This window comes from Flaviramulus sp. (genome assembly GCF_982512915.1).
This window is the reverse complement of sequence record NZ_CEWOCJ010000001.1, coordinates 176,630-200,837: the sequence shown is the minus strand read 5'-3', so window position 1 is coordinate 200,837 and position 24,208 is coordinate 176,630. Positions and strand designations below refer to the sequence as shown.

Annotated in this window: 26 protein-coding genes; 11 read left to right on the top strand and 15 right to left on the bottom strand. The window is 31.7% G+C overall.

The annotated features are described in order from the left end of the window. Positions 1 to 10: 10 nt before the first annotated feature. A complete protein-coding gene (locus tag AC1XJX_RS00965) occupies positions 11 to 2,146 on the top strand; it encodes a TonB-dependent receptor (protein WP_482002085.1) in 2,136 nt (711 codons plus the stop codon). Between the two features lie 48 nt (positions 2,147 to 2,194). Here AC1XJX_RS00965 and AC1XJX_RS00960 read toward each other — a convergent pair whose 3' ends face one another. Beyond that, entirely contained in the window at positions 2,195 to 2,617 is a 423-nt protein-coding gene (locus tag AC1XJX_RS00960) for a hypothetical protein (RefSeq protein WP_482002084.1), read from the bottom strand. Between the two features lie 146 nt (positions 2,618 to 2,763). Here AC1XJX_RS00960 and greA point away from each other — a divergent pair, with 146 nt between their 5' ends. Both greA and AC1XJX_RS00950 read left to right on the top strand, forming a co-directional pair. Beyond that, positions 2,764 to 3,237: a transcription elongation factor GreA gene (greA, locus tag AC1XJX_RS00955; protein WP_482002083.1), complete on the top strand. Its 474-nt coding sequence runs from the start codon at positions 2,764 to 2,766 to the stop codon at positions 3,235 to 3,237. Positions 3,238 to 3,263: 26 nt separating this feature from the next. Then, complete coding sequence (locus AC1XJX_RS00950) at positions 3,264 to 3,653, top strand: HIT family protein (protein WP_482002082.1); 390 nt, start codon at positions 3,264 to 3,266, stop codon at positions 3,651 to 3,653. Here AC1XJX_RS00950 and AC1XJX_RS00945 read toward each other — a convergent pair. Together AC1XJX_RS00945 and AC1XJX_RS00940 are read right to left on the bottom strand one after the other, a co-directional pair. Beyond that, positions 3,648 to 3,998: a hypothetical protein gene (locus AC1XJX_RS00945; RefSeq protein WP_482002081.1), complete on the bottom strand. Its 351-nt coding sequence runs from the start codon at positions 3,996 to 3,998 to the stop codon at positions 3,648 to 3,650. The genes AC1XJX_RS00950 and AC1XJX_RS00945 overlap by 6 nt on opposite strands. Positions 3,999 to 4,000: 2 nt before the next feature. Further along, entirely contained in the window at positions 4,001 to 5,152 is a 1,152-nt protein-coding gene (locus tag AC1XJX_RS00940) for a sensor histidine kinase (protein ID WP_482002080.1), read from the bottom strand. A 120-nt stretch (positions 5,153 to 5,272) separates the two neighbouring features. Between AC1XJX_RS00940 and AC1XJX_RS00935 the strand changes: the two genes are divergently transcribed. The 3 genes from AC1XJX_RS00935 to aat all read left to right on the top strand — a co-directional run bounded on the left by AC1XJX_RS00935 (position 5,273) and on the right by aat (position 7,339). Further along, complete coding sequence (locus AC1XJX_RS00935; RefSeq protein ID WP_482002079.1) at positions 5,273 to 6,142, top strand: flavin reductase family protein; 870 nt, start codon at positions 5,273 to 5,275, stop codon at positions 6,140 to 6,142. A 100-nt stretch (positions 6,143 to 6,242) separates the two neighbouring features. Beyond that, the gene (locus AC1XJX_RS00930; protein WP_482002078.1) at positions 6,243 to 6,620 is read left to right on the top strand and encodes a DUF3127 domain-containing protein; all 378 of its coding nucleotides are present in this window, start codon (positions 6,243 to 6,245) and stop codon (positions 6,618 to 6,620) included. An 86-nt stretch (positions 6,621 to 6,706) separates the two neighbouring features. Continuing rightward, complete coding sequence (gene aat, locus AC1XJX_RS00925; RefSeq protein WP_482002077.1) at positions 6,707 to 7,339, top strand: leucyl/phenylalanyl-tRNA--protein transferase; 633 nt, start codon at positions 6,707 to 6,709, stop codon at positions 7,337 to 7,339. Positions 7,340 to 7,360: 21 nt separating this feature from the next. Here aat and AC1XJX_RS00920 read toward each other — a convergent pair whose 3' ends face one another. The 8 genes from AC1XJX_RS00920 to AC1XJX_RS00885 form a co-directional block, all read right to left on the bottom strand. Next, positions 7,361 to 8,080, bottom strand: coding sequence for a DUF2490 domain-containing protein (locus tag AC1XJX_RS00920; RefSeq protein ID WP_482002076.1), 720 nt, complete (start codon positions 8,078 to 8,080; stop codon positions 7,361 to 7,363). Then, complete coding sequence (locus AC1XJX_RS00915) at positions 8,028 to 8,627, bottom strand: hypothetical protein (RefSeq protein WP_482002075.1); 600 nt, start codon at positions 8,625 to 8,627, stop codon at positions 8,028 to 8,030. The genes AC1XJX_RS00920 and AC1XJX_RS00915 overlap by 53 nt, the downstream gene beginning before the upstream one ends. Then, complete coding sequence (locus AC1XJX_RS00910; protein WP_482002074.1) at positions 8,593 to 9,153, bottom strand: DNA-3-methyladenine glycosylase I; 561 nt, start codon at positions 9,151 to 9,153, stop codon at positions 8,593 to 8,595. The genes AC1XJX_RS00915 and AC1XJX_RS00910 overlap by 35 nt, the downstream gene beginning before the upstream one ends. Positions 9,154 to 9,155: 2 nt before the next feature. Continuing rightward, positions 9,156 to 11,684 (bottom strand): PQQ-dependent sugar dehydrogenase, encoded by a 2,529-nt coding sequence (locus AC1XJX_RS00905; RefSeq protein ID WP_482002073.1) that lies wholly within the window; start codon positions 11,682 to 11,684, stop codon positions 9,156 to 9,158. 82 nt (positions 11,685 to 11,766) lie between these two features. Beyond that, the gene (locus AC1XJX_RS00900) at positions 11,767 to 12,486 is read right to left on the bottom strand and encodes a hypothetical protein (protein ID WP_482002072.1); all 720 of its coding nucleotides are present in this window, start codon (positions 12,484 to 12,486) and stop codon (positions 11,767 to 11,769) included. A 62-nt stretch (positions 12,487 to 12,548) separates the two neighbouring features. After that, complete coding sequence (truB, locus tag AC1XJX_RS00895; protein ID WP_482002071.1) at positions 12,549 to 13,241, bottom strand: tRNA pseudouridine(55) synthase TruB; 693 nt, start codon at positions 13,239 to 13,241, stop codon at positions 12,549 to 12,551. A 1-nt stretch (position 13,242) separates the two neighbouring features. After that, positions 13,243 to 14,037: an undecaprenyl-diphosphate phosphatase gene (locus AC1XJX_RS00890; RefSeq protein ID WP_482002070.1), complete on the bottom strand. Its 795-nt coding sequence runs from the start codon at positions 14,035 to 14,037 to the stop codon at positions 13,243 to 13,245. Between the two features lie 54 nt (positions 14,038 to 14,091). Further along, entirely contained in the window at positions 14,092 to 15,432 is a 1,341-nt protein-coding gene (locus AC1XJX_RS00885) for a GntP family permease (RefSeq protein WP_482002069.1), read from the bottom strand. 46 nt (positions 15,433 to 15,478) lie between these two features. Between AC1XJX_RS00885 and AC1XJX_RS00880 the strand changes: the two genes are divergently transcribed. Continuing rightward, the gene (locus AC1XJX_RS00880) at positions 15,479 to 16,606 is read left to right on the top strand and encodes a glycerate kinase (protein WP_482002068.1); all 1,128 of its coding nucleotides are present in this window, start codon (positions 15,479 to 15,481) and stop codon (positions 16,604 to 16,606) included. On the opposite strand, the gene AC1XJX_RS00875 is transcribed toward AC1XJX_RS00880, so the two are convergent. From AC1XJX_RS00875 to AC1XJX_RS00860, 4 genes are all read right to left on the bottom strand, one after another. Continuing rightward, complete coding sequence (locus AC1XJX_RS00875; RefSeq protein WP_482002067.1) at positions 16,607 to 16,861, bottom strand: DUF3098 domain-containing protein; 255 nt, start codon at positions 16,859 to 16,861, stop codon at positions 16,607 to 16,609. Positions 16,862 to 16,941: 80 nt separating this feature from the next. Then, complete coding sequence (locus AC1XJX_RS00870) at positions 16,942 to 17,820, bottom strand: cell division protein FtsX (RefSeq protein WP_482002066.1); 879 nt, start codon at positions 17,818 to 17,820, stop codon at positions 16,942 to 16,944. Positions 17,821 to 17,900: 80 nt separating this feature from the next. Further along, entirely contained in the window at positions 17,901 to 18,818 is a 918-nt protein-coding gene (locus tag AC1XJX_RS00865; protein ID WP_482002065.1) for a DMT family transporter, read from the bottom strand. 58 nt (positions 18,819 to 18,876) lie between these two features. Beyond that, positions 18,877 to 19,653 (bottom strand): patatin-like phospholipase family protein, encoded by a 777-nt coding sequence (locus AC1XJX_RS00860; protein ID WP_482002064.1) that lies wholly within the window; start codon positions 19,651 to 19,653, stop codon positions 18,877 to 18,879. 125 nt (positions 19,654 to 19,778) lie between these two features. Here AC1XJX_RS00860 and AC1XJX_RS00855 point away from each other — a divergent pair, with 125 nt between their 5' ends. The 4 genes from AC1XJX_RS00855 to AC1XJX_RS00840 all read left to right on the top strand — a co-directional run bounded on the left by AC1XJX_RS00855 (position 19,779) and on the right by AC1XJX_RS00840 (position 24,174). Then, positions 19,779 to 22,775: a leucine--tRNA ligase gene (locus tag AC1XJX_RS00855; RefSeq protein WP_482002063.1), complete on the top strand. Its 2,997-nt coding sequence runs from the start codon at positions 19,779 to 19,781 to the stop codon at positions 22,773 to 22,775. A 64-nt stretch (positions 22,776 to 22,839) separates the two neighbouring features. Beyond that, entirely contained in the window at positions 22,840 to 23,145 is a 306-nt protein-coding gene (locus AC1XJX_RS00850; protein WP_482002062.1) for a DUF6370 family protein, read from the top strand. A gap of 3 nt (positions 23,146 to 23,148) precedes the next feature. Beyond that, positions 23,149 to 23,382, top strand: a complete 234-nt coding sequence (locus AC1XJX_RS00845) for a SemiSWEET transporter (protein WP_482002061.1) — start codon at positions 23,149 to 23,151, stop codon at positions 23,380 to 23,382. 96 nt (positions 23,383 to 23,478) lie between these two features. Continuing rightward, a complete protein-coding gene (locus AC1XJX_RS00840) occupies positions 23,479 to 24,174 on the top strand; it encodes a zinc metallopeptidase (RefSeq protein ID WP_482002060.1) in 696 nt (231 codons plus the stop codon). The last annotated feature ends 34 nt before the right edge of the window (positions 24,175 to 24,208 follow it).

Below are 24,208 nucleotides of genomic sequence, written 5' to 3'. Positions count from 1 at the left end.
TCATAATCGTATGAAAAATTTATTTCTTTTTTTAACACTATTCGTGTTATCGCTCCGTGCTAAAGCACAAGAAAATCAAGTAAAACAAGATTCTACTAAAACAGAAAAACTAGATGAAGTTTTAGTAAAAGCAGTTCGTGTAAATGCAGATTCTCCCATTACACACTCAAACGTTTCAAAAGAAGCATTGGCTAAACGTAATTTAGGGCAAGACATTCCTATTTTACTTAATTTTTTACCTTCTGTTGTCACAACCAGTGATGCTGGTGCAGGTATTGGTTACACAGGTATTAGAGTTCGTGGTACAGATGCTACACGAGTAAATGTTACCATTAATGGTATTCCTTATAACGATCCTGAAAGCCAAGGTACATTCTGGGTTAACTTAGGGGATTTTGCATCCTCAACTGAGAGTTTACAATTACAACGTGGTGTTGGTACTTCAACAAATGGTTCTGGAGCTTTTGGAGCTAGTTTAAATCTTTTAACTGATGCGTTTTCAGAAGAAGCATTAGCCGAAATAGCAAATAGTTTTGGAAGTTTTAACACACGTAAGCATACAGTAAAAATGAGTACAGGATTGATAAATGATCATTTTGAGTTTTCTGGACGATTTTCAAAAATTGATTCTGATGGTTATGTTGATAGAGCATTTACCGATTTGAAATCATACTTTTTGCAAGGTATTTATAAAGATGATAACACCTTAATTAAAGCTTTAACATTTGGTAATGCAGAGCGTACTTATCAATCTTGGTTTGGTTTAACTGCCGAACAGTTACAGGAAAACCGTCGTCAAAATCCATACACCTATGATAATGAAACTGATAATTATTGGCAAGACCACTACCAGTTGCATTGGAATGAGCGTTTGGATAATAATTGGTCTACAAACTTGGGGTTAAATTATACTAAAGGAAAAGGCTACTTTGAGCAATACAAACTGGGAGAGTCTGCTGCAGATTTTGCTAATTTAATAGAAGATGATTCAGATGTTATAGTAAGAAGATGGCTAGATAATAATTTCTATGTTTTAAATGCCAACATTACTTACAAAAAAAATCTATTAGAAATTATTTCTGGAGTGTCTTACAATACTTATGATGGTAATCATTTTGGAGAAGTAATCTGGGGAAGTGATTTAGCTGCAAATACCAATATTAGAGACAGATATTATAATGGGGATGCAACAAAAAATGACTTTAGTGTTTTTTCTAAAGCAACCTTTAAACTAGCTAAAAAAGTTACAGGATTTATTGATTTACAAGGACGATTTGTAAATTATAAAACAAATGGATTAACGCCAGATTTGGCAGAATTTGTAACCGATGCTACTTTTAGTTTTTTCAATCCTAAATTTGGTTTAACTTACAAGTCATCTGATTTTAATAGCTTTTATGCGTCTTATGGAAGAGCAAATAGAGAGCCAAATCGAGACGATTTTCAAGTTGGAGTTACAGAAAACGAAACATTAAATGATGTAGAGTTGGGATGGCGTTTCAATACCAATAAGGTTAGTGTAAACACAAACTTATATTACATGTTTTACCAAAACCAATTGGTTTTAACAGGAGAACTTGATGATGTAGGAAGCCCAATTAGAGCAACAAGCGGACAAAGTTACAGGTTAGGTTTAGAGGTTGATGCTGCTATCCAATTTAGTAAAGTTTTTAGTACATCTACAAACGTTGCTATTAGTAGTAATAAAAATAGAAATTTTAATACAGTAATAAATGGCGAATTACTAGATATAGGAAATACTAATATTTCATTTTCACCAGATTTGGTAATAGGTAATGCGCTTAATTTCTTTCCAGTTGAAAAACTGCAACTATCATTATTAAGTAAATATGTAGGTGAGCAGTATATGGGAAATACTGATAATCCAGAATCAAAATTAGATAGTTATTTTGTAAATGATTTCAATATCAATTATGAAATAAAACCAAATAGTATGTTTAGGTCTATTATTTTATCTGGTTTAGTAAATAATATTTTTAACAAAAAATATGTTTCTAACGGCTACTTTGGTTCTTTTGATTTTGAAGATCCTTCAAGTACAACTGGAACAACAACAGGTTATTTTGCAGGTTACTATCCGCAAGCAACTACAAACTTTTTAGTGGGATTGACTATTAAGTTTTAAAAAAATAAAATCATATTTAAAGGCCTCAGCCTGTATGTTGAGGCTTTTTTAATTAAAAATTAAAAGACTATTGCCGTTGCGTTCCACTCGGTAGTTTTTCAAGGCACACCTTAGTCCGTCATTACCTTCGCCAGTTACAAAATTGTAGGTGTTACCATCATCACATCCGCAAGTACCAAACAATCCGCTAGGTGTTAAGGCAGAACAAGCATTTGGTTCGTGATTAGGATCGCTGGCATCCCAAGCTAAGAAATCGGCACCAGTACTAGCCACTATAATACCTGCGTTTCCTATATTTGGTATGTATATAGAATTACCTGCAAAATTTAGTTGATTGTATTGTGGTAAACTTAAATTGATATTAATATTTACACCTATATCTAATAAAAAATTACAGTTTCTATTATCAACAGTATTGCTACTACAAGAGAATAAAAAAATAATGCAAATTGTGTATAAAATGGACTTCATTGTACTTTTTAGATTAGTTAGCAATTTACAACAAAAAGAAAATTGATTTAAATATTTTGTATATTTGTATTGTAATCTCGTATGTACGGGATTTTTTTGTTGCTGGACCATGTTCAGCTTCTTTTATTAAGTAAAACGATGAAGTTATGAGTAAAGTATCATACTATACACCTGAAGGATTAAAAAAGTTAAGAGACGAATTAAAACAGTTAAAAGATGTTGAACGTGTAAAAGCTTCAAAAGCGATTGCAGAAGCCAGAGATAAAGGTGATTTGAGTGAAAATGCAGAGTACGATGCTGCTAAAGAAGCACAGGGCATGCTGGAAATGCGTATTTCTAAACTTGAAGATGCTTTGGCTGGTGCGCGTATAATAGATGAATCACAACTAGACAATTCCAAGGCACTCGTTTTATCAAAAGTGAAAATAAAAAATCAAACCAATGGGATGGAAATGGTTTATACCCTGGTAGCAGATGGTGAAGCAGATTTAGCTTCAGGAAAAATTTCAGTAAATTCTCCTATTGGTAAAGGATTATTGGGTAAATCAGTAGGTGAAGTTGCAGAAATTCAAGTTCCAAATGGGGTTATGAAATTTGATGTTATTGAGATTTCTAGATAATTTAAATCCTACAAACTTTAAAAATTATGGCTTCAATTTTCACTAAAATAGTTAACGGTGAAATTCCTTGTTACAAAATTGCTGAGACAGATAAGTTTTTAGCTTTTTTAGATGTAAATCCAAATGCTAAAGGACACACGCTTTGTATTCCTAAAAATGAAGTTGATAAGATTTTTGAATTAGATGAAAGCAGTTATATTGATTTAATGAATTTTTCCAGAGAAGTTGCTATAGCTATTGGTAAAGCTATCCCGTGTAAACGTGTTGGTATAACTGTAATTGGTCTAGAAGTGCCACATGCACATGTGCATTTAATACCATTAAACACTATGGAAGATGCTCGTTTTATTCAAAAAGTAAAATTCACAACTGAGGAGTTTCAAGAAATTGTTAATTTAATTAAATCACAATTATAATTTTACATAAAATATTGTAAGTACTATTACAGCAATTATTATTAGATTAATTATAATTAATATCCACGATAAGTTTTTAAAGTAAGTAGAAGGTTTTTTGGTAATTATAGCCTTTTTTTGGTAGTCAATTACTCTCTCAATATCATCTGTCCATTGTATAGGATATATGATAGATTGACATTTTTCACATACTAATTCATGATTTATTTCAGAAGTAATTGATTTGTAAAATTTAGTTTCTATAATTTTTTGCTGAAAAGTTAAGCGCAAGCCTTCTTTACCAAAACATACAGGACAATTGTTTTTTAAAGCTACTTCTTTTATATCAAAGTGTTTTTCAGACATATTTAATTAGCCCGTAAATGAATTTGAATAGTTGTTCCTTTACCTAATTCAGAATTTAAAACCTTTATTTTTCCATCATGAAAATCTTCAATAATACGTTTTGTAAGAGATAAACCTAAGCCCCAACCGCGTTTTTTAGTTGTAAAACCTGGTTCAAATATTTTATTAAAATCCTTTTTTTGAATGCCTTTTCCTGTATCAGAAACACTTATCATGACATTGTTTTCTAACTGTGAAATTTCAATGGATAATTTCCCTCTTCCTTTCATGGCATCAATGCCATTTTTTACCAAGTTTTCAATAGTCCAGCTGTAAAGTTGCTTATTAAGTTTTACAGGAATTTCAACATTTGGTGTTTTAATTTCAAAATCAATAAGTTTGGATGAACGTGCTTTTAAATAATCATAAGAATCAATAGTTTCCTCAACAATATCAGCCACTTCAAGGGTAGGAATAGATCCTATCTTACTAAATCTCTCGGTGATTGTTTTTAATCGGTCTACATCTTTTTCTATTTCAAAAATATAGTCAGGATTTACATTTTCACTTTTTAAAATTTCAGTCCAACCAATTAGCGAAGATAAAGGCGTGCCTATTTGATGTGCAGTTTCTTTAGCCATACCCGACCAAAGTTTGTTCTGGGTGGCATTTTTATTACTGCTGTAAAAGAAGAAAATTACCGCAACAAACAAAACAATTATTAAAAGAAGGGCAAGTGGATAATATTTTAATCTATTTAACAAAGGCGAGTTGCCATAATATAAAGTACTAAAAAGTTTTCCATCAAAAACAACCTCAATAGGTTTGTTTTCTTTTTCAAATTTTGAAATCAAATTTTGTATATAAATGGAATCTTTAGGGCTTTTATTATCAATATTATTAAAATCTACACTACCATCTACATTAACCATTATCATAGGGGTAGTTTTATTACTAGTTATAACCTTTAAAGGTAAATTACCTATATTCTCATTAAGGTTATCTGTTTTAAGTAAATCACTTTGTGCAAACGACCAGTTTTCCATCTTTGTTCGTTCTTCTTCCTTGAAATGTTGAAAGAACTCGTAAGTTTTCCATAAAATAAGAGAAACTATAGCAAATGAAGCTATAATGATAACCCAACGAAAGGCATTACTATACTTTGTAAAAATCATTAATAACAGAATTTGATTTGTAATATAATGTAAATCTGTTAATATTATTGCGCAACTTGTTAGTAAATCTTTTTTCTCTTACGTTATAGTTTAGTTACATTTGTTAAAATTAAAAATCAAATGCTCTCATTAGATCCAAAAATTTTACAAACTAGCAAATTACATAGTTATTTGTTAAGCGCTGTGGCGCCAAGGCCAATTGCTTTTGCTAGTACGGTTGATACTAATGGAAACCCTAATTTGTCGCCTTACAGTTTTTTTAATGTGTTTAGTTCAAATCCACCAATTTTAATTTTTTCACCTTCTAGACGTGTTAGAGATAATTCAGAAAAGCATACTTTACAAAATGTAGAAGCTACAAAAGAAGTTGTTATAAATGTGGTAAATTTTGATTTAGTTCATCAAATGTCATTAAGTAGTTCTGAATATCCAGAAGGGGTTAATGAGTTTGAAAAAGCCGGTTTAACGATGCTTAAATCAGATGTTGTTAAACCTTTTAGAGTAGGTGAGGCACCAATACAATTTGAATGTAAGGTTAACGAAATAATAAAATTAGGAACAGAGGGTGGTGCAGGAAATTTGGTAATTTGTGAAGTAGTTAAATTTCATATTGATGAAGATGTTTTAGATGAGGATGGATCAATAAATCAAAAAAAATTAGACTTAGTAGCAAGAGCTGGTGGAAGTTTTTATAGTCGTGCACGAAAAGGTTTTTTTGAAATACCAAAACCACTTTCGAGTTTGGGAATAGGCGTTGATAGTTTTCCAGATTTTGTTAGCAATAGTATGGTTTTAACAGGGAATGATTTAGGAATGTTAGCAAATATTGTAGCATTGCCAACACAAGAAGATGTTATAAATTTTATTGCTGATTTAGGAACGCGATATCCAAATATTAAAACAGCAACTCACAGACAAAAACATAAATTAGCTCGTAATTATTTAAGCTTTGGAGATGTTGAAAGTGCTTGGAAAATATTGTTGAGCTAAAAAATACTTTTCTTTGTAAATGAGGAACTAGTTGAAATTTGCATTATGTTGAATGCGCGAATTTAGTAAGAGTAATTAATTTAGATATAAATAGTAAGAAATGGAAGTTCAAGGAAGAATCAAAATGGTTGGAGAAACTCAAACTTTTGGAGGTAATGGGTTTAGAAAAAGAGAAATTGTAATAACAACTGAGGAGCAATACCCACAACATATTATGGTTGAGTTTGTTCAAGATAAAACGGATTTGTTAAACAATTACAAAGAAGGTCAGCAAGTAAAAGTAAGTATAAATTTACGTGGTAGAGAATGGGTTAATCCACAGGGAGAAACTAAATATTTCAATTCTATACAAGGATGGAGAATTGAAGCTTTACAAAGCTCTGAAGGCGGAAGTAATTTGCCACCAGTGCCACCAGCTGATGCTTTTGAACCAGCAGGTGATTTAAATCAAGATGATCACGACGATTTACCTTTTTAAATAATTTTTGCTTAAGTAAAAACCAAATAAATTAAACCTCGATGTTTGCTTAATGTCGGGGTTTTTCGTTTTATTAAAATAGTTTCATGCAATTTCTATCAGAAAAAATATGGTTTCCTAATGTTAATGAAGCAACTGATGAAGGCTTGTTAGCATATGGAGGTGATTTATCTATAGAGCGCTTATTATTAGCTTATCAAACAGGTATTTTTCCATGGTTTGATTCGGAAGAACTGATTCTGTGGTGGTCTCCAAGCCCACGATTTGTCTTGTTTCCAGATAAGTTGAAGATTTCAAAAAGTATGCAGCAAGTGCTGAGAAATAAAGATTATGTTGTTACTTTTAATAAAGATTTTAAAGGCGTTATTACAGAATGTTCCAAAATTGAAAGAGCTGAACAAGCAGGCACTTGGATAACAAAAAACATGATTGAAGCCTATGTTAAACTTCATGAGTTAGGTTATGCAAAATCTATTGAAGTTTGGAAAGAAAATCGATTAGTTGGTGGCCTTTATGGTGTTGATACAGGTAATGGTGTGTTTTGTGGCGAAAGTATGTTTACAAAAGAGAGTAACGCAAGTAAAGTGGGGTTTATAACTTTAATTCAAAATAGTAATTATAAACTTATTGACTGTCAAGTTTACACTAGTCATCTAAACAGTTTAGGTGCAGAAGAGATTTCAAGGGAGTTGTTTATGAAATTTTTGAAAGTGAACTAAATCATTCACCTAATAGAAAAATCATATTTTTAATATCGCTGTAGTCATTAAAAACAAATTATTTTTTGCTTTGATGTTAAAAGCTTCCATTCGATATTCTAAGCCTACTTGAAGCTTTAAATCTTCAGATAATTGCCAGCCAATTTGGAGAGTAGTTCTTTGGTCAATTTCAGGTGATTCCTTCGCGTTTAAACTCAGTAAACTTTCCAAAGAACCAATAAAATAAGCTTCACCAATATCAAGTTTCTCCCCATTTAATGGAAAATCTACTGCAAAACGGTAGCGTTGTCTAAAAATAGTTGCATTATTAAAAATACGTTGTTCGGTTCTAAATCGTTGTCCGTATCTAAAACCAAGTTTCTGCTTTTTATAATTAAATTGCTGAGTAATTCGAAGTTCGTCACTTCCAGTTTCAAATAAATCTCGGTTTCTGTAATAAATTCCAAAACTTAAATCGCTATTAAAATTTAAATTAAAAGTTGAAAAATGAAAAATATCAACTTGTTGTTGTTTGTATTGGATAGTTTGGTTTCGATATAAAAAATACCGAGATCTAGTTGCGAAATTAACACTATATTTTTTAGATGCTTTATGATGTATTGAAAAAGCACTTTCACCTAAAATATCAAAACTGTTTTGCGCTTTAAATACAAAAGACGTGCATATTAAAATTAAAAAAAGTAGATTTTTAATAAAAGGCATATTCATAGGATCCAGATGATATGGGTCTTGATTTTTCAAATATGCCAGTACTCTTAAAAGTGAATTCTTTTAAAAAGCGTTCTTTTTTAAGGGTTACTTCAGCAATAATTTCAAAATGGGTATGTAGCTCAGAAGAATTTTTAATAACGCTATTAATAAATTCCTGATCGATTATTTGTGAAACGTTAATATATTGTTTTTGAATTTTAATGTGGCGTACTTTATCAAAATTTAAAGTATAATATGCCATCATTTTTTTAAATACATCTTTAGGAATATCTTTCTCTCTTATAAGAATTTCTATATCTTCTAATTTCCCTATCGTATCAAATTCAATACTGTAATGAAGCTTCTTTAGTTTAAATTTAGCTTCAAAACTTTTCTTTTGTCCGTCACTTTCTCTAAAAAATCTTAAGTTTTTTATTTGGTTTGAAATATCACTGAAATACCTAATTGCTATTTCTGGAAAATCGCTCGAATCGATGCGTTCCTCTTTTTCGTTTTTACTTTGAGAGAAGCAAATAGCAGAGTAGCAGAAGAGTATTAGTAAGCTAAACTTTTTCATTCCTAAAACAACTAATTTCATGATCGTTGACTAAGCCTGTGGCTTGCATAAAGGCGTAAACCACTGTGTTACCAACAAACTTGAAGCCTCTTTTTTTTAAATCCTTACTAATATGATCGCTTAAAGGGATATTGGCTGGAACAATTTTGTAATTTTCAGGATTATTTTTTATTGGTTTCCCATCAACAAAACCCCAAATATAGTTACTAAAACTACCAAATTCTTCTTGTATTTTTATAAAAGCTTGGGCGTTTGTAACGGTGGCTTTTATTTTTAATTTGTTTCTGATAATACCCGTATCTAAAAGTAAAGTATCTAACTTATCTTGCGGGTAATTAGCTATGTTTTTGAAGTCAAAATTATCAAAAGATTTTCTAAAATTTTCACGTTTACGTAAAACAGTAATCCAACTCAACCCAGCTTGAAAAGTTTCTAAAATTAAAAACTCAAAAAACGTAACATCTTCAAAAACAGGAACACCCCATTCTTGGTCATGGTAAGCTTCATATAAATCATCTCCAACACACCAACCACATTTTTTTTTCATTTTTATTTTTTAATAATTTTAAGAGTTGAACTATTTTTAATTTTTAAAAAATAAATGCCTGAAGGGTACGATGAAACTGTTAAAACATTGCTTTTTCCGGTTTTAATAATTTTTCCATGAATATTATAAAGCGACCACTCCTGTTCTTTACTTAAGTTTACTATGCCTGTTGTTGGGTTTGGATAAATAGAAATCTTTTTATTTTTTGTATTTTCAGAGAGACTTAATAAATTTGGAGAGGACCACTGAGCAGTATTATTTGCAGAAATTGAACCGGCATTATTAAAATTACCGCCAACAAATATCCTGTCAAATCCATCACTATCAGAAGCAAAAGACATGGTATTAATTTTAACATCTACACCTACGTTGGTATTGGTACCTATAGCTCTCCAACCATTAATGTCATTCCATTGGGCTATATTATTAACTATAATGCTATTAGTTAAATCAATATTAGCATTATCAAAAGCTCCTGCAGCATATAAATTGGTTCCATCGTGTATTAAACTGTTTACGATGTTACTAAGTCCATTACCTAGAATAGACCAGTTATTTCCAGTTTTACTCCATTTAGCAATACGGTTTGCGGTTATACCACCTGCTATAGCAAAATTTCCAGCAATATAAACATCCGTATTTGTTGAAGTGATGGCCTCTACAAACCCGCTAGTACCACTACCCAAAGTGCCCCAATTAGAGCCATTCCATGTAGCGATTCTGTTTGCCGTATTTCCTCCGGCTTCATCAAAATTTCCACCAACGTATAATATGCCATTGTTGTCTATAGCTAAAGATCTGATTTCGTTATTAGTTCCAGCAATTGAGTTTGATGCATCAGTTAAAACAGACCAAGTACTCCCGTTCCAGAGGGCTATATTTCTTGCAGTAAGGCCATTTACTGTTTCAAAAACACCGCCAACATAAATATTTCCATTGCTATCTATTTCTAAAGCAGCTACAGGACCATCAACACCAGTTCCAACTTGGTTCCATGTGCTTCCATTCCAAACAGCTATATTGTTTGCGGAGACACCTCCAATTGATGAAAACGAACCACCAGCATAAAGATCTCCATTACTAGAAACTTTTAAAGCTTTAATAGTGCCATTGGAACCAACTCCTAAAGACTGCCAACCATTATTTTTATTCCAAACGGCAATATTATTTGCAGAAATTGTTCCAACTTGATTAAAATTACCTCCATGATACACGTTTCCGTTTGGCGCTGTTGCTATAGCTTCAATGGTGCCATTAACGCCTTCATTTAAATGGCTCCATACTCCAATACCGTTTACTGTTGTTCCTGAAGTAGTAGTTGTTCCATCAACTAATTTGTAAATTTTAGCGTTAATACCATAATCACTAAAGTATAATTCATCATTTTCATCTACTCCAAAAGAAGATATAGATTGCCCATTAGTTTTAAAAAGTAACGTGCTACTGGCACTGCCTGTGGTTGCGTTATAATCTAAAGCCCACACTCGTCCACTTACATAATCTCCAAAAATATATTTAGAATTGATATCTGGACTTAAACTTGTAATTTCTGTTCCTCGATAAACATAGCCTCCTGTTATAGAAATATCTCCTGCAGATCTCCCATAGAAAAAAACAGGCAACTCTGTTGGCCCAGAAATGGTTATATTATTTCTAACAATATTTCCTTCAAATCGTTTCCATCCATAGTTTTTTCCTTTTTCTATAATATTAATTTCCTCAAAATTGTCTTGACCAACGTCTGCAGCCCATAAAGTTCCATTTAATTCATCAAATGAAAATTTCCAGGTGTTTCTTATGCCATAAGCATAAATTTCGTCTAAACCACTCATTCCAACAAAAGGATTGTCAAAGGGAATTTCATAGTTTCCATTTGGTAAAATGGGATTTGATTCTAAGGGGTTACTGCCATCTATATCAACATCAATTCTACAAATACTACCAAAAACATTATTAATATTTTGAGCATTATTTTGTGGATCAAAAGCACCACCGCCATCTCCAAAAGATAAATATAAATAGCTGTCAGGACCAAAAGCTATTTTACCACCATTATGATTGCTGTTATTTTGATTTTTATCAAATTGGAAAATAATAAGTTCGCTATTTGGATCAGCAAGATTTGTATTAAAACTATTAACGGTAAACCTAGATAAAACGATTTTGATGTTTCCTCCAGTGGCAGAAGTAGTAGTGTAATATACATACAAATAATCATTATTAGTAAAATCTGGATGAAAAGCTAGCCCTAAAAGACCTATTTCTTGCCCGTTTGCAAAACTAACTCTGTCTGTAATATCCAAAAATGTTGTTAAATCACCTAAATTTACATTAGGGTTTCTTGGAAAAACCTTTATTCGTCCTTCTTGTTCTACAACAAACATACGGTCTGTTCCATCTTTTGCAGATTGTATCTCTACTGGAAATCGAAAATCTAAATTAGGAAACGCAGATTCGTAGGTTATTTGAGCATTTAAAACTAAAGTTAAAAAAAGTAAAGTAAATAGCAATTTTATTTTAAGAGAATTCATAATCAAATCGTTTTGAGAGTTTTAATTCAAAATTAAAGAATTAATTGGGAAATTTCTATTTAGTAAAGTTAATAACAAAAACTTAACGTTTACCTGTAAAATAAAAGGTTATGGTGCCTATTTGGTTTTGTTTAGAAGTATCTGTACTAAATTGTGATTGTTTAGCATATTCAACAGCATGTTCAATTAAACATTCATTATTTGAGGTTGATGAGGTATTCAAATAAGCATCTGTAACACTGCCTTGAGAGTTTACTTTAATAGTAACAACAATTTTTCCATCTACTTCACAAAGGTAAATAGGAATGGGGATGTATACTTTTTTTCTATCTGTTAATGAAAAACTAATAGTACTTTTTGAATTATTACCATCTGATTTCTGTTTTTTTAGAAGTTCATTGAATTTACTAAATTTTGAAAGTTCTTCTTCTTTTAATTTAGAATTTCCATCATACTCATAACTTCTTTGGGCGTTATTTGGGCCATCAGATTGATTATTTGTTTTTGGAACATAATCTTCAGGAGGGGCAATAGTTTTATAAGCTTGAGCGAAATGATTATTTGCTTTTTCACTTTCATTAAAAGCATTATTAGTTTCTGCTTTAGTATTATTTAGTTTTTCTAAAGCTTCAATAATTTTTATTTCTTTTTGTGTAAGTTCTTTTTCTGGTTCTACTTGATAATAGCTTTCAGTTATAAATTTACTCTGTTTTTTAAGACTTAAATTAAAGACAGACAAAACAACACTTCCAGATAGGAAGCAAGTAATTAAAAGGGCTTTATGTTGATTTGTTAGGTGCAAATCTTTAATGTCAAATAAATAGGTTTACGAAATATACGTAAAATAAAGGAATTTGGTTTTTTTTAAGCTTTTAGGGTATCAATAAATATATCAATTGTAGTAGCTTTTTTAACATTAAAATCCCCAATTTTTGTGCGTCTTAAAGCTGATAAATGTGCCCCAGATTGTAATGCTTTACCAAAATCGTTAGCTAATGATCGGATATAGGTACCCTTACTACAAACTACTTTAAAGTTTAAATTTATACTATCAATTTTAGTGATTTCGAATAAGGAAATGTTAACCATTCTAGATTTAATTTCTACTTCTTCACCAGATCTTGCAAATTCATACAATCGTTTTCCATCTTTTTTTAATGCTGAGAACACGGGAGGAAATTGTTGAATATCACCAATAAATTGTTTCGTAGTTTGATGGATTAGTGCTTCTGTAATATGGTTGGTTGCAAAGGTTTCGTTTATTTCTGTTTCTAGATCAAAAGAAGGGGTCGTGCTGCCCAAAGTTATGGTTCCGGTATATTCCTTTATTTGTCCTTGAAACGTATCAATCTGTTTGGTCATTTTTCCTGTGCAAATAACTAATAAGCCTGTTGCTAATGGGTCTAAAGTACCAGCGTGACCCACTTTGATTTTTTTTATTTTGAAAGCTTGCCGTATTTCCCAACGCAATTTATTTACTACTTGAAAAGAGGTCCAGTTTAAAGGTTTATCTATTAGAAGCACTTGTCCAGAAAGATAATCTTCGGATGTTTTCATATTAGTTCAACAATGAAAATGTAATAGCTATAATGCCAACAATTACACAATAAATAGCAAAATAAGTAAGTTTACTTTTTTTAACTAAGCTTATCATCCAGGTACAAGCAAATAATCCTGCAATAAATGCTGCAAAAAAACCTATAGCTAGCGTGGTAAAGTTTCCGCTTTCATAAGTTAAATCTCCACTAAAAATATCTTTAGAAATTTTTCCAATTATTAAAGGTACTACCATTAAGAAAGAGAAACGGGCTGCTTTAGTTTTATCATTTCCTAATAAAACCGAGGTGGAAATTGTTGCCCCAGATCTAGAAATACCAGGTAGCATAGCAATAGCTTGAGACACTCCAATTATAAAGGCATTTTTAAAGGATACTTTTTTATTGGTGTCTTTAGCTTTTTCTGCTAAAAATAATAAAACAGCAGTAACAATTAGCATACAACCTACCAGTAAAATATTTCCGCTAAAAAGTTGTTCTAATTCTTTTTCGAATAGAAGACCAATAACAGTAGCTGGAATTATAGAAATAGCAATTTTTAAAATGAATTGTAAATCTTCATTCCATTCAAATTCTAAAGCTCCTTTAATAAGACTTAAAATGTCTTTTCTAAAAACAACAATGGTGCTTAAAGCCGTTGCAAAATGTAAAACTACCGTTAAAAGTAAGCTTTCTTCTGGCACAGAATGATCTCCTAAAATAGCTTTTCCGAGTTCTAGATGCCCACTTGATGAGACAGGTAAAAATTCTGTAAGTCCTTGAATAATTCCAAGTATTATGGCGTCAATTATATTCATCAGGTAAAAATAGCTATTAACTCAAAACAAACATAGTGTGTTTTTGTAAAATGTTCAAATAAAAATCCATCCGATAATCATGATTATAACAATTCCAGATAAGCCTTGAAATAATGTAGAAACTGTTTGTGTCTTTATAGCTGTTTTAGTGTCCATTTCTGAAAATTGAGCAACTACCCAAAAGTAGCTATCGTTTAAATGAGAAACTGTCATAGCACCTGCACCAATGGCAAGTACTGTTAAAGCGCGTCCTAAAGATGAATCTAAACCAAAAGATTCTAAAACGGGAGCAATAATTGCTGCCGTAGTAATTATGGAAACCGTAGATGAACCTTGAGCTGTTTTTAAAATAGCTGCAATAATAAATGGTATAAATAAACCTAAATTAAGTTTAGAAAAACGACTGCCAATAATATCCCCTACACCTGTAGTTTCTAAAATAGCTCCAAAAGCACCACCTGCTCCAGTAATTAAAATAATTATACCTGCTTCTTTTAAACCACTGGTTACCCAATTAAAATGTATAGCATCTTTTATATTTATTTTTAATTTGAATGCAAGAAATACACCAATTAAAAGAGCAATTACAGGGTTGCCTAAAAAATTAGCGATTTTAGAGATAATGCCTTCACCTAGAGGATGCGTTGGATAATTTGAAATGGATTTTAATGCTATTAAAATAATTGGAATTATGATAGGCATAAAAGCTTCAGTTGTTTTAGGAATTTTATTAGATTTTAAATCTATTTCATAATCATTATCTATGATATCTGAAATTATTGGGTTGTTTTTATATCTTTTTTGAAGATATTTTGCCCAAAAATAGCCAACCATTGAAACAGGAAATGCTACTGCTAGCCCCAAAAGTATCACTAAACCTAAATCAGCATTTAAAGCAGCAGTAGCAGCTAATGGCCCAGGTGTTGGTGGTACAAAAACATGTGCTGTATATAAACCAGCAGCTAATGAAACAGATAAAACAGCTAATGGAATTTTATTATGTTTACTTATTGCTTTATTTAACGATGAAAGTATAATGAATCCCGAATCGCAGTAAACAGGTATCGAAACAATAAACCCGGTAATATTCATGGCTAAAATTGATCGGTTTTTACCAATAGTTTTTAAAGCCCAATTTGCCATAGTTTTTGCGCCGCCACTTTTTTCTAAATAGGCACCTATGATGGTTCCAAAAGCTATAATAATGCCTATACTTCCTAATGTTTTTCCAAAACCTGAAGTAAGAGTTGTTATTATTTCTTCTTCATTTAGACCACCTACAAAACCCATTACTATAGCTGCTAATAATAATGATAAAAAAGGATGAAATTTGTATTTTGAAGCAGCTATAATCATCAATAAAACAATTACTAGTAAGGCTATTAAAATTTCCATAATGCTTATATTTGGTAGAACTAAAAGTACTAATAAATTTAAACAGATGAAATTTATACTGGCACCAGATAAATTTAAAGGCTCTTTAACAGGTTTGCAATTTTGCAAAATTGTTGAGCAAACTATAAAAATGATACTGCCTGATTCTGAAATTTTAAACTTACCACTATCTGATGGTGGTGATGGTACTATAGAAATTTTAGAATATCATTTAAAAGGTGAACTTATAAATTTAGAAGTTAACGACCCGCTTTTTAGAACTACAAAAGCTTCATATTTATATATAGATAACATTAAAACTGCTTTTATTGAAATGGCAGCAGCTTCAGGCTTGGCTCTTTTAAAGGCGGAAGAGCAAAATTGTTATTACACAACTACTATTGGCACAGGGGAAGTTATTTTAGATGCTATTAAAAGGGGTGTTAAAACAATTATTCTTGGTATTGGAGGTAGTGCTACTAATGATTGTGGTGTGGGAATGGCTGCTGCTTTAGGTTACAAGTTTATAGATAAAAATGGGTTTGAGTTAAGCCCAATTGGTAAAAATCTATCTAAAATTCATCATATAAAAACGGATAATGTCATTGGAAATCTGAATGATATTGAATTTAAGGTTGCATGCGATGTTAAAAATCCTTTACACGGTTTACAAGGTGCTGCATATATTTATGGTCCGCAAAAAGGAGCTTCTAAAGAAGAGATAGCGCTTTTAGATAATGGTTTAAAGCATATCTCTAAATTATTTTCAGAACAGTTTAATAAAGATGTTCAAATAATAAAGGGAAGTGGAGCGGCTGGAGGAATGGGAGCAGGTTCGATAGTTTTTTTAAATGCCGAATTACAATCAGGGATTGATTTGGTAAAACAATTAATTGAATTTGATAAAAAGATTTATGATTCTGATTGGATTATTACTGGAGAGGGTAAGTTAGATTCTCAAACACTATCGGGTAAAACAATTAAAGGTGTTTTAGCTTCAGCTAAAGCAAAAAACATAAAAGTTGCAACCTTTTGTGGCGCTCTAGACTTAGATGAAAATAGTAGTGAAAATTTTGGAATCCATTATACCGATGCTGTAATTAATTATTCCAAAAATTTAGATGATGCTATAAAAAATAGTGAGAAGTATGTTAAAGAGATCGCAATAAACTTTGCTAAATCATTAATTAAATAATTATTCTTTACCAGGATTTAATAAAATAGCATAAATCTCAAAACCAAATCCAATAAGAACTAACATAGGAGCCAAACGTATACGTCTAAAATTAAAAATTTCAGGATTAAAAACGTTGGGATCCTCACTACCGCCGCCAGACATTAAAATAAAACCTAGAGCAATAATTGCTAAACCAATAAACATGAATTTATAGTTTTTCTTTCCAAACACAAAAATTGGTTTAAGGTCTTCTTTTCGTTTTTTCTCTCCCATAATTAATTTTTTGTATTACAAATTAATACATTTATTTAAAATACTATTGTTAAGAATTTAATAAATTGTTTTCAAATCAACTAATAATAAAGTTCGTCAGTTTTCAAATTCAAAAAACGTTGGGTAGCAAAATGGGTACTAATCCAAGTGATAACAATACCTAAAGTAAAAATTAAAACAAATAATAAGCTTACTAAAATAGGATTACTTAACAACTGTAAATCTGTGAATGTCTTATTTAAATAGTATAGCACAACAGCCATTCCTGTTAGTGCTAAAAAGGCTCCAATCATACCCAAACGTACACTTTTCCATACAAACGGACGCCGAATAAACTGTTTTGTTGCTCCAACCATTTGCATGGTTTTAATAGTAAAACGTTTGGAATAAACTGCTAATCTTATAGAGCTATTTATTAATAAAACTGCAATTAAAGTAAAAATAGAGCTAATAACCAACACCCAAAAACTTATTTTTTTAACGTTTTCGTTCATTAAGTTTACCAAATCGTTATCATAAGTTACTTCGTCAACAAAATTTTTATTTAACGCTTCTGCTGAAATTTTTTCAAGATGCTCAGAGGTTACAAAATCTGCTTTCAAATGTATATCAATAGAGTTTTGTAGTGGATTATAACCTACAAAATCCATAAAATCTTCACCGTTATCAGCTTTCATAAATTCAGCGGCCTGTTCTTTTGAAACATATTCGGTAGATTTTACATAGTCTGCCATAGCTAAACTTTTTTCGAGTTGTTTGGTTTCAACTTCTTTAGCGGTATCTTTTAAATAGATGGTAACAACTACTTGTTCTTTAAAATGGTCGGATACTTTTTTTGCATTTAAAACTAACATGCCTAATAAACCCAATAAAAACAATACCAAAGCAATGCTTAATACCACAGAAAAGTAAGAAGATATTAATCTACGTTTTTGGTGTTTTTCGAAAGATGAGCTCATAAATATTGAATTAACGATGTAAAAATAACAAAGAAAAATAATTCAATACTGTTTACAACGTTTAAACTTTTAATATTCTTTTAAGTAGATTTATTTTTTTTGGGTTTACTAACAATATAAACACCTGCGGCAACAAGGATACAACTTAGTATTTTAATTAAACTTATATCTTGGGCATAATCACTTTGCATAAAAACATAAGCAAGTGTACTAACCATAAAAAAGCTAACTACAGGCTGTAAATATACGTAGCTACTAGTTACAGCTGGTGATAGATATTTTAGTGCGTAAATATTAAAAAGGTATGCGAAAAAAGTAGTAAATAAAACCACATAGCCAACAGTTAAATAGGTGTTTGTTGTGAAACTTTTAAAATCAGTATTTAAAAAATCGTTTATCCCAATAGGGAAAGCATATATAAAACCGAATAAAAACACCCAACTTACTACCGTTATTGCATGATATTTTTGCATAAGTGTTTTAGCAATAACCAAATATAAGCCATAACTGCAAGCATTTAGAAAAACAAATAGATTGCCTAAAAACGAACTAGAACCTTGTGCTTTATTACCATACAAAATTAAAAAAATAGCACCAACAGCAGCAATAGTAATTCCAGTTATTTTATTTCTAGTAAGCTGTTCTTTTAAAATAATGAGGCTAAATATTAAAACCAAAATGGGGTTTGATGTTTGAATTATGGAGGCATCAATAGGTGAGGTTAAGTTTATGCCATGAAAAAACAACATTTGGTTTAAAGCACCACCAAACAAACCGCAAAGCGCGAGCCTAAACAAGTCTTTTTTTTCAACTTTTTCCTTAATAAACAGAAACTTAATAACCCAAAATAATAGGGCACAACAAGAGAGTCTAATAAAAACAAATGCTGAAGGACCAATTTTATTTGGCATAATACCTTTGGCAATTATATAATTAGCACCGTAAATAATATTAGCACCTAGCAGAGCTAAATGCGCTTTAGTAGTGTTTTTTGTCAAAAAAATGTTTTAATATTTTTAAAGTCGTTACGAAGGTAAAAATTTGAAATCTATTTTTTTATAATTTGAGTGAGGAAAGGATTTGATCAATTTCTTTTTTTGCATGATTGTAACCAATTTCAAAAGCAGTATCAATACTTTTTGTTTCTAAGGTTCCAATTTTATCAATAGGTTTTGGTTCAAAAACATAATTGCACAATTTAAATTTTTTAAGGTTATTAGCTTCTAAACCTAGGTGATATACGCGATAGATTAATTTTAAAGAGGTATTGATGTCAGACTCTTTTATGGACGTTATAGGATTTACAAAACTTCCAATAATTTTTGTTATTTTTTTCTTTTTGAGAGGTTCAACAGGAAAATTATTTAAAATGCCACCATCAGAATAAAAGTTGTCATTGATTTTTAATGGTGAAAACAAAGGCGGTATGGCACACGATGCAATGAGTGGTTTAATTAATTCGCCTTGACTAAAATATTCTAGTTTTCCTGTTAATAGGTTTGTAGCAGTGGTAGTCATAGGATATTTTAAAGCTTTAAAATCATTTTCATCAAAATACTTTTTAAAAAACTTTTCGTATTTCTCGCTATCCAAAATACCCGGTTTCTTAATAGCGTATAATGAAAAATCCAAAATAGGCGTTTCCTTAAAAAAACGAATCATTTCGTTGGCATCATAACCATTAGCATAAAGTGCGCCAACTAAAGCGCCTCCGCTAGTGCCTGATATATCGTTTGGAATAATTCCGTGCTCAAGCAATACTTTAATTAACCCAATATGGGCAATGGCTCTAACACCACCTCCAGATAAAACTAAGCCAATTTTTTCATCCATAAAACCCTAACAATAGTCTACCATAAATATACAATTATAAAAATACTTGCAAGTAATTCAAATTGCTTTTAGTTTTTTCTATTTAAAGAGTAACTTTGCGTCATTGTAAGGAGAAAAAGACTATAATGAGATACAATTTTAACGAGATAGAGGCCAAATGGCAAAAATATTGGGCAGAAAACCAAACCTTTAAAGCCGAAAACCAAAGCGAAAAACCTAAATTTTACGTGTTAGATATGTTTCCGTATCCAAGTGGTGCTGGCTTACATGTTGGGCATCCGTTAGGGTACATTGCTTCCGATATTTATGCGCGTTACAAACGTCATCAAGGGTTTAATGTGTTGCATCCGCAAGGGTACGATAGTTTTGGTTTGCCTGCGGAACAGTATGCCATTCAAACAGGGCAACATCCAGCAATTACTACCGAAACTAATATTGCAACGTATCGTCGCCAGTTAGACCAAATTGGTTTTTCATTCGATTGGAGCAGAGAAGTTAGAACATCAGACCCGAGTTATTACAAATGGACACAATGGATTTTCATTCAACTGTTCAATTCTTGGTATAATAACGATTCGAATAAAGCTGAAGACATTTCAACATTAACAAACATTTTTTCTTCGGAAGGAAATTCAAAAGTAAATGCGGTTTGCGATGACGCTATTGCAACTTTTTCTGCTGAAGATTGGAAAGCTTTTGATGCTGTCAAACAACAACAAATATTATTACAATACAGACTAACTTATTTAGCTGAAACCGAAGTTAACTGGTGTCCAGCTTTAGGAACCGTTTTAGCAAATGATGAAATTGTAAATGGCGTTTCAGAACGTGGTGGGCATCCAGTAATACGTAAAAAAATGACCCAATGGAGTATGCGAATTTCTGCGTATGCAGAACGTTTACTGCAAGGTTTAGAAACTATAGATTGGACAGATTCTTTAAAAGAATCGCAACGTAACTGGATAGGAAAATCGGTTGGTGCTGCGGTAACTTTTAATTTAAAAAATCATAGTGAGGTTATTGAAGTCTTCACAACCAGACCAGATACCATTTTTGGGGTTTCTTTCATGACACTTGCTCCAGAACACGAATTAGTATCAAAAATAACAACCCAAGAACAAAAAGCTGAGGTTGAGGCTTATATTGAAGCTACCGCAAAACGTAGTGAGCGCGATAGAATAGCAGATGTAAAAACCATTTCGGGTGCGTTTACTGGTGCATATGCAGAACATCCGTTTACAAAACAACCCATTCCGGTTTGGATTGGCGATTACGTATTAGCAGGCTACGGAACAGGAGCAGTTATGTCTGTGCCTTGTGGTGACCAGCGTGATTACGATTTTGCAAAACATTTTAATATTCCTATTCCTAATATTTTTGAGAATGCCGATATTTCTCAAGAAGCTTATGCTTCAAAAGATAATGTTGTTATTGCAAACAGCGATTTCCTTAACGGATTAAACTATAAAGAAGCTACCAAAAAAGCCATTCAAGAACTAGAAAAACTAGGTCAAGGTCAAGGAAAAACCAATTATCGTTTGCGTGATGCTGTGTTTTCGCGTCAGCGTTATTGGGGCGAACCATTTCCTGTGTATTATATAAATGGGATGCCGCAAATGATTGATGCTAAACATTTGCCAATACGTTTACCAGAAGTTGAAAAATATTTACCAACCGAAACCGGCGAGCCACCTATAGGAAACGCTACCGTTTGGGCTTGGGACACCAATAAAAATGAAGTTGTTTCTAACGACTTAATTGATAATAAAACCATTCATCCTTTAGAACTTAACACCATGCCAGGTTGGGCAGGAAGTTCTTGGTATTTTAACCGCTATATGGATTCTCAAAACAATGAGGAGTTTGCCAGTAAAGAAGCGCTTAACTATTGGAAAGATGTCGATTTATACATAGGCGGAAGTGAACATGCTACAGGGCATTTGTTGTACTCGCGTTTTTGGCAAAAATTCTTGTTTGATAAAGGTGAAGTGCCTGTGGATGAGTTTGCTAAAAAACTGATTAATCAAGGAATGATTTTGGGGACTAGTGCATTTGTTTATAAAATATCTTTAATTTGGCCAAAAACCTCACGTCATAATGATAATTTGGATTATTTAAATCAAATATCTTCTAAGTTTCCAAGTATCTTTTGTTCTAAAAATTATTATGAAAAATCTTTACATGAGGATATAAGCTTGAGAGATATTGCAAAAGATTTTAAATTGCCAAGTTTAAGTTCATTTATTGGAACTTTGGATCCTGTTAAAGTAAAAATAGAACAATTAAGTTTTGGCGAATATCAACTTCATGCAGATGTTTCTTTTGTAAATGCATCAGATGAATTAGATATTGAAGCTTTTAAAAACTGGCGAGAAGAATATAAAAAAGCGGAGTTTATTTGTGAAGAAGATGGAACTTTCAAAGTAAAGCGAGAGGTAGAAAAAATGTCCAAATCAAAATACAACGTCGTGAATCCAGACCAGATTTGTATCGATTATGGAGCGGATAGTTTACGTTTATACGAAATGTTTTTAGGCCCATTAGAGCAATACAAACCTTGGAATACGGCTGGTATTACAGGCGTTCATGGTTTCCTTAAAAAACTATGGAAATTATATGTTGGCGAAAATGGATTGCTTGTAAATGATGCAGAACCATCAAAAGATAATTTAAAAACGCTTCATAAAACCATAAAAAAAGTAGAGGAAGATATCGAGAATTTCTCATTCAACACGTCGGTTTCAACCTTCATGATTGCAGCAAATGAGTTAACGGCTCAAAAATGTACATCAAAAGAAATCTTAGAACCTTTATTGATTTTGATTTCACCGTATGCACCACATATAGCTGAAGAATTATGGAATCAGCTTGGGAATAACAAATCTATTTCAACAGCACCATTTCCAAAATTTAATGCTAGTTATTTAGTTGAAAGCAGTAAAAATTATCCCATTTCATTTAACGGTAAAATGCGTTTCACGTTAGAATTACCAATGGATATGAGTAAAGAAGCTATAGAAGCTGCAGTAATGGCAAATGAAAAAACACAAGAACAATTACAAGGGCGTACGCCTAAAAAAGTGATTGTAGTTCCGGGTAAAATTGTAAATATTGTTGGATAACCAATATTAGGTTAACCATTTTGTAATTCCCTACCTAATCAGACATGCAATTAATTAAAACGTTATGAAAAAAATAATCTTATTAGGTATTTTGTTGTTGAGTTTCTCGTGCAAGAATCAAACTTCTAAAAAAGAAATTGTTGAGCTGTCTTGTGGCCAGTGTCAGTTTGAATTAACATCTCAAAAAGGTTGCGATTTAGCAGTTCGAATTAATGATAAAGCTTATTTTGTAAACGGTGCAAATATTGACGATTTTGGAGATGCACACGATGAACTTACTGGTTTTTGCGAAGTTATTAGAAAAGCTGAAGTAGAAGGCGAAATTGTTAACGGTCGTTTTATGGTGAGTTCAATAAATTTATTGGATTAAAGCATGGAAATAATAGGCTTTATTTCAGCTATTTTAACCACAACTGCATTTCTGCCACAAGTTTATAAAACATGGAAAACTAAGGACGTTTCAATTTTGTCATTCCCCATGTTGCTCATGTTTTTTTTAGGTATTTTTATGTGGTTAGTTTATGGATTTCTTAAAGAGAGTCCATCAATGATTTTTGCAAATGCTGTAACACTCATATCTTCTTTTATCTTATTATTTTTTAAATAAAACATGATAAGAAATAATTAACACTGACAAACTTTCATATTATAAAATTGGCGTTATTTTTGTTATCTTTAATTTAAATAATCATAAATAAAAAAAATGTTAGGATATTATATATTAATTGGTGCAATTACTTTATTAAGTTGGTTAGTAAGTAATACGTTAAAAAGGAAGTTTGAAAAGTACTCCAAAGTACAATTAAGAAATGGCATGAGTGGTGCTGAAATTGCTGAGAAAATGTTGGCAGATCATGGTATTAGGGATGTTGAGGTTATCTCAACACCTGGTCAATTAACAGACCATTACAATCCAAAAAATAAAACGGTTAACTTAAGTGAAGCTGTTTATAATCAACGTAATGCAGCTGCTGCAGCAGTTGCAGCGCATGAGTGCGGACATGCCGTGCAACACGCAAAAGCTTACAGTTGGTTACAAATGCGTTCTAGTTTGGTGCCTGTTGTAAGTGTAACTTCAGGAATGTCTCAGTGGTTAATTATTGGTGGTTTGGTGCTTGGTGGTGCCGCAGGCCTTGGTTTAGGTTGGTGGGTTGCTGCAGCTGGTGTTGCTTTTATGGGGTTTGCAACCTTGTTTAGTTTTATCACTTTACCTGTAGAATACGACGCAAGTAACAGAGCTTTGGCTTGGTTAAAAAATAAAAATATCGTATCTCCAGATGAATATCTAGGGTCTGAGGATGCCTTAAAATGGGCAGCAAGAACTTATGTAGTTGCAGCTATTGGTGCATTAGCATCTTTGTTATATTGGGCACTACAAGTATTTGGAGGTAGAGATTAAAACAAATTTAAATATTATAAAAAGCTCTGAATTT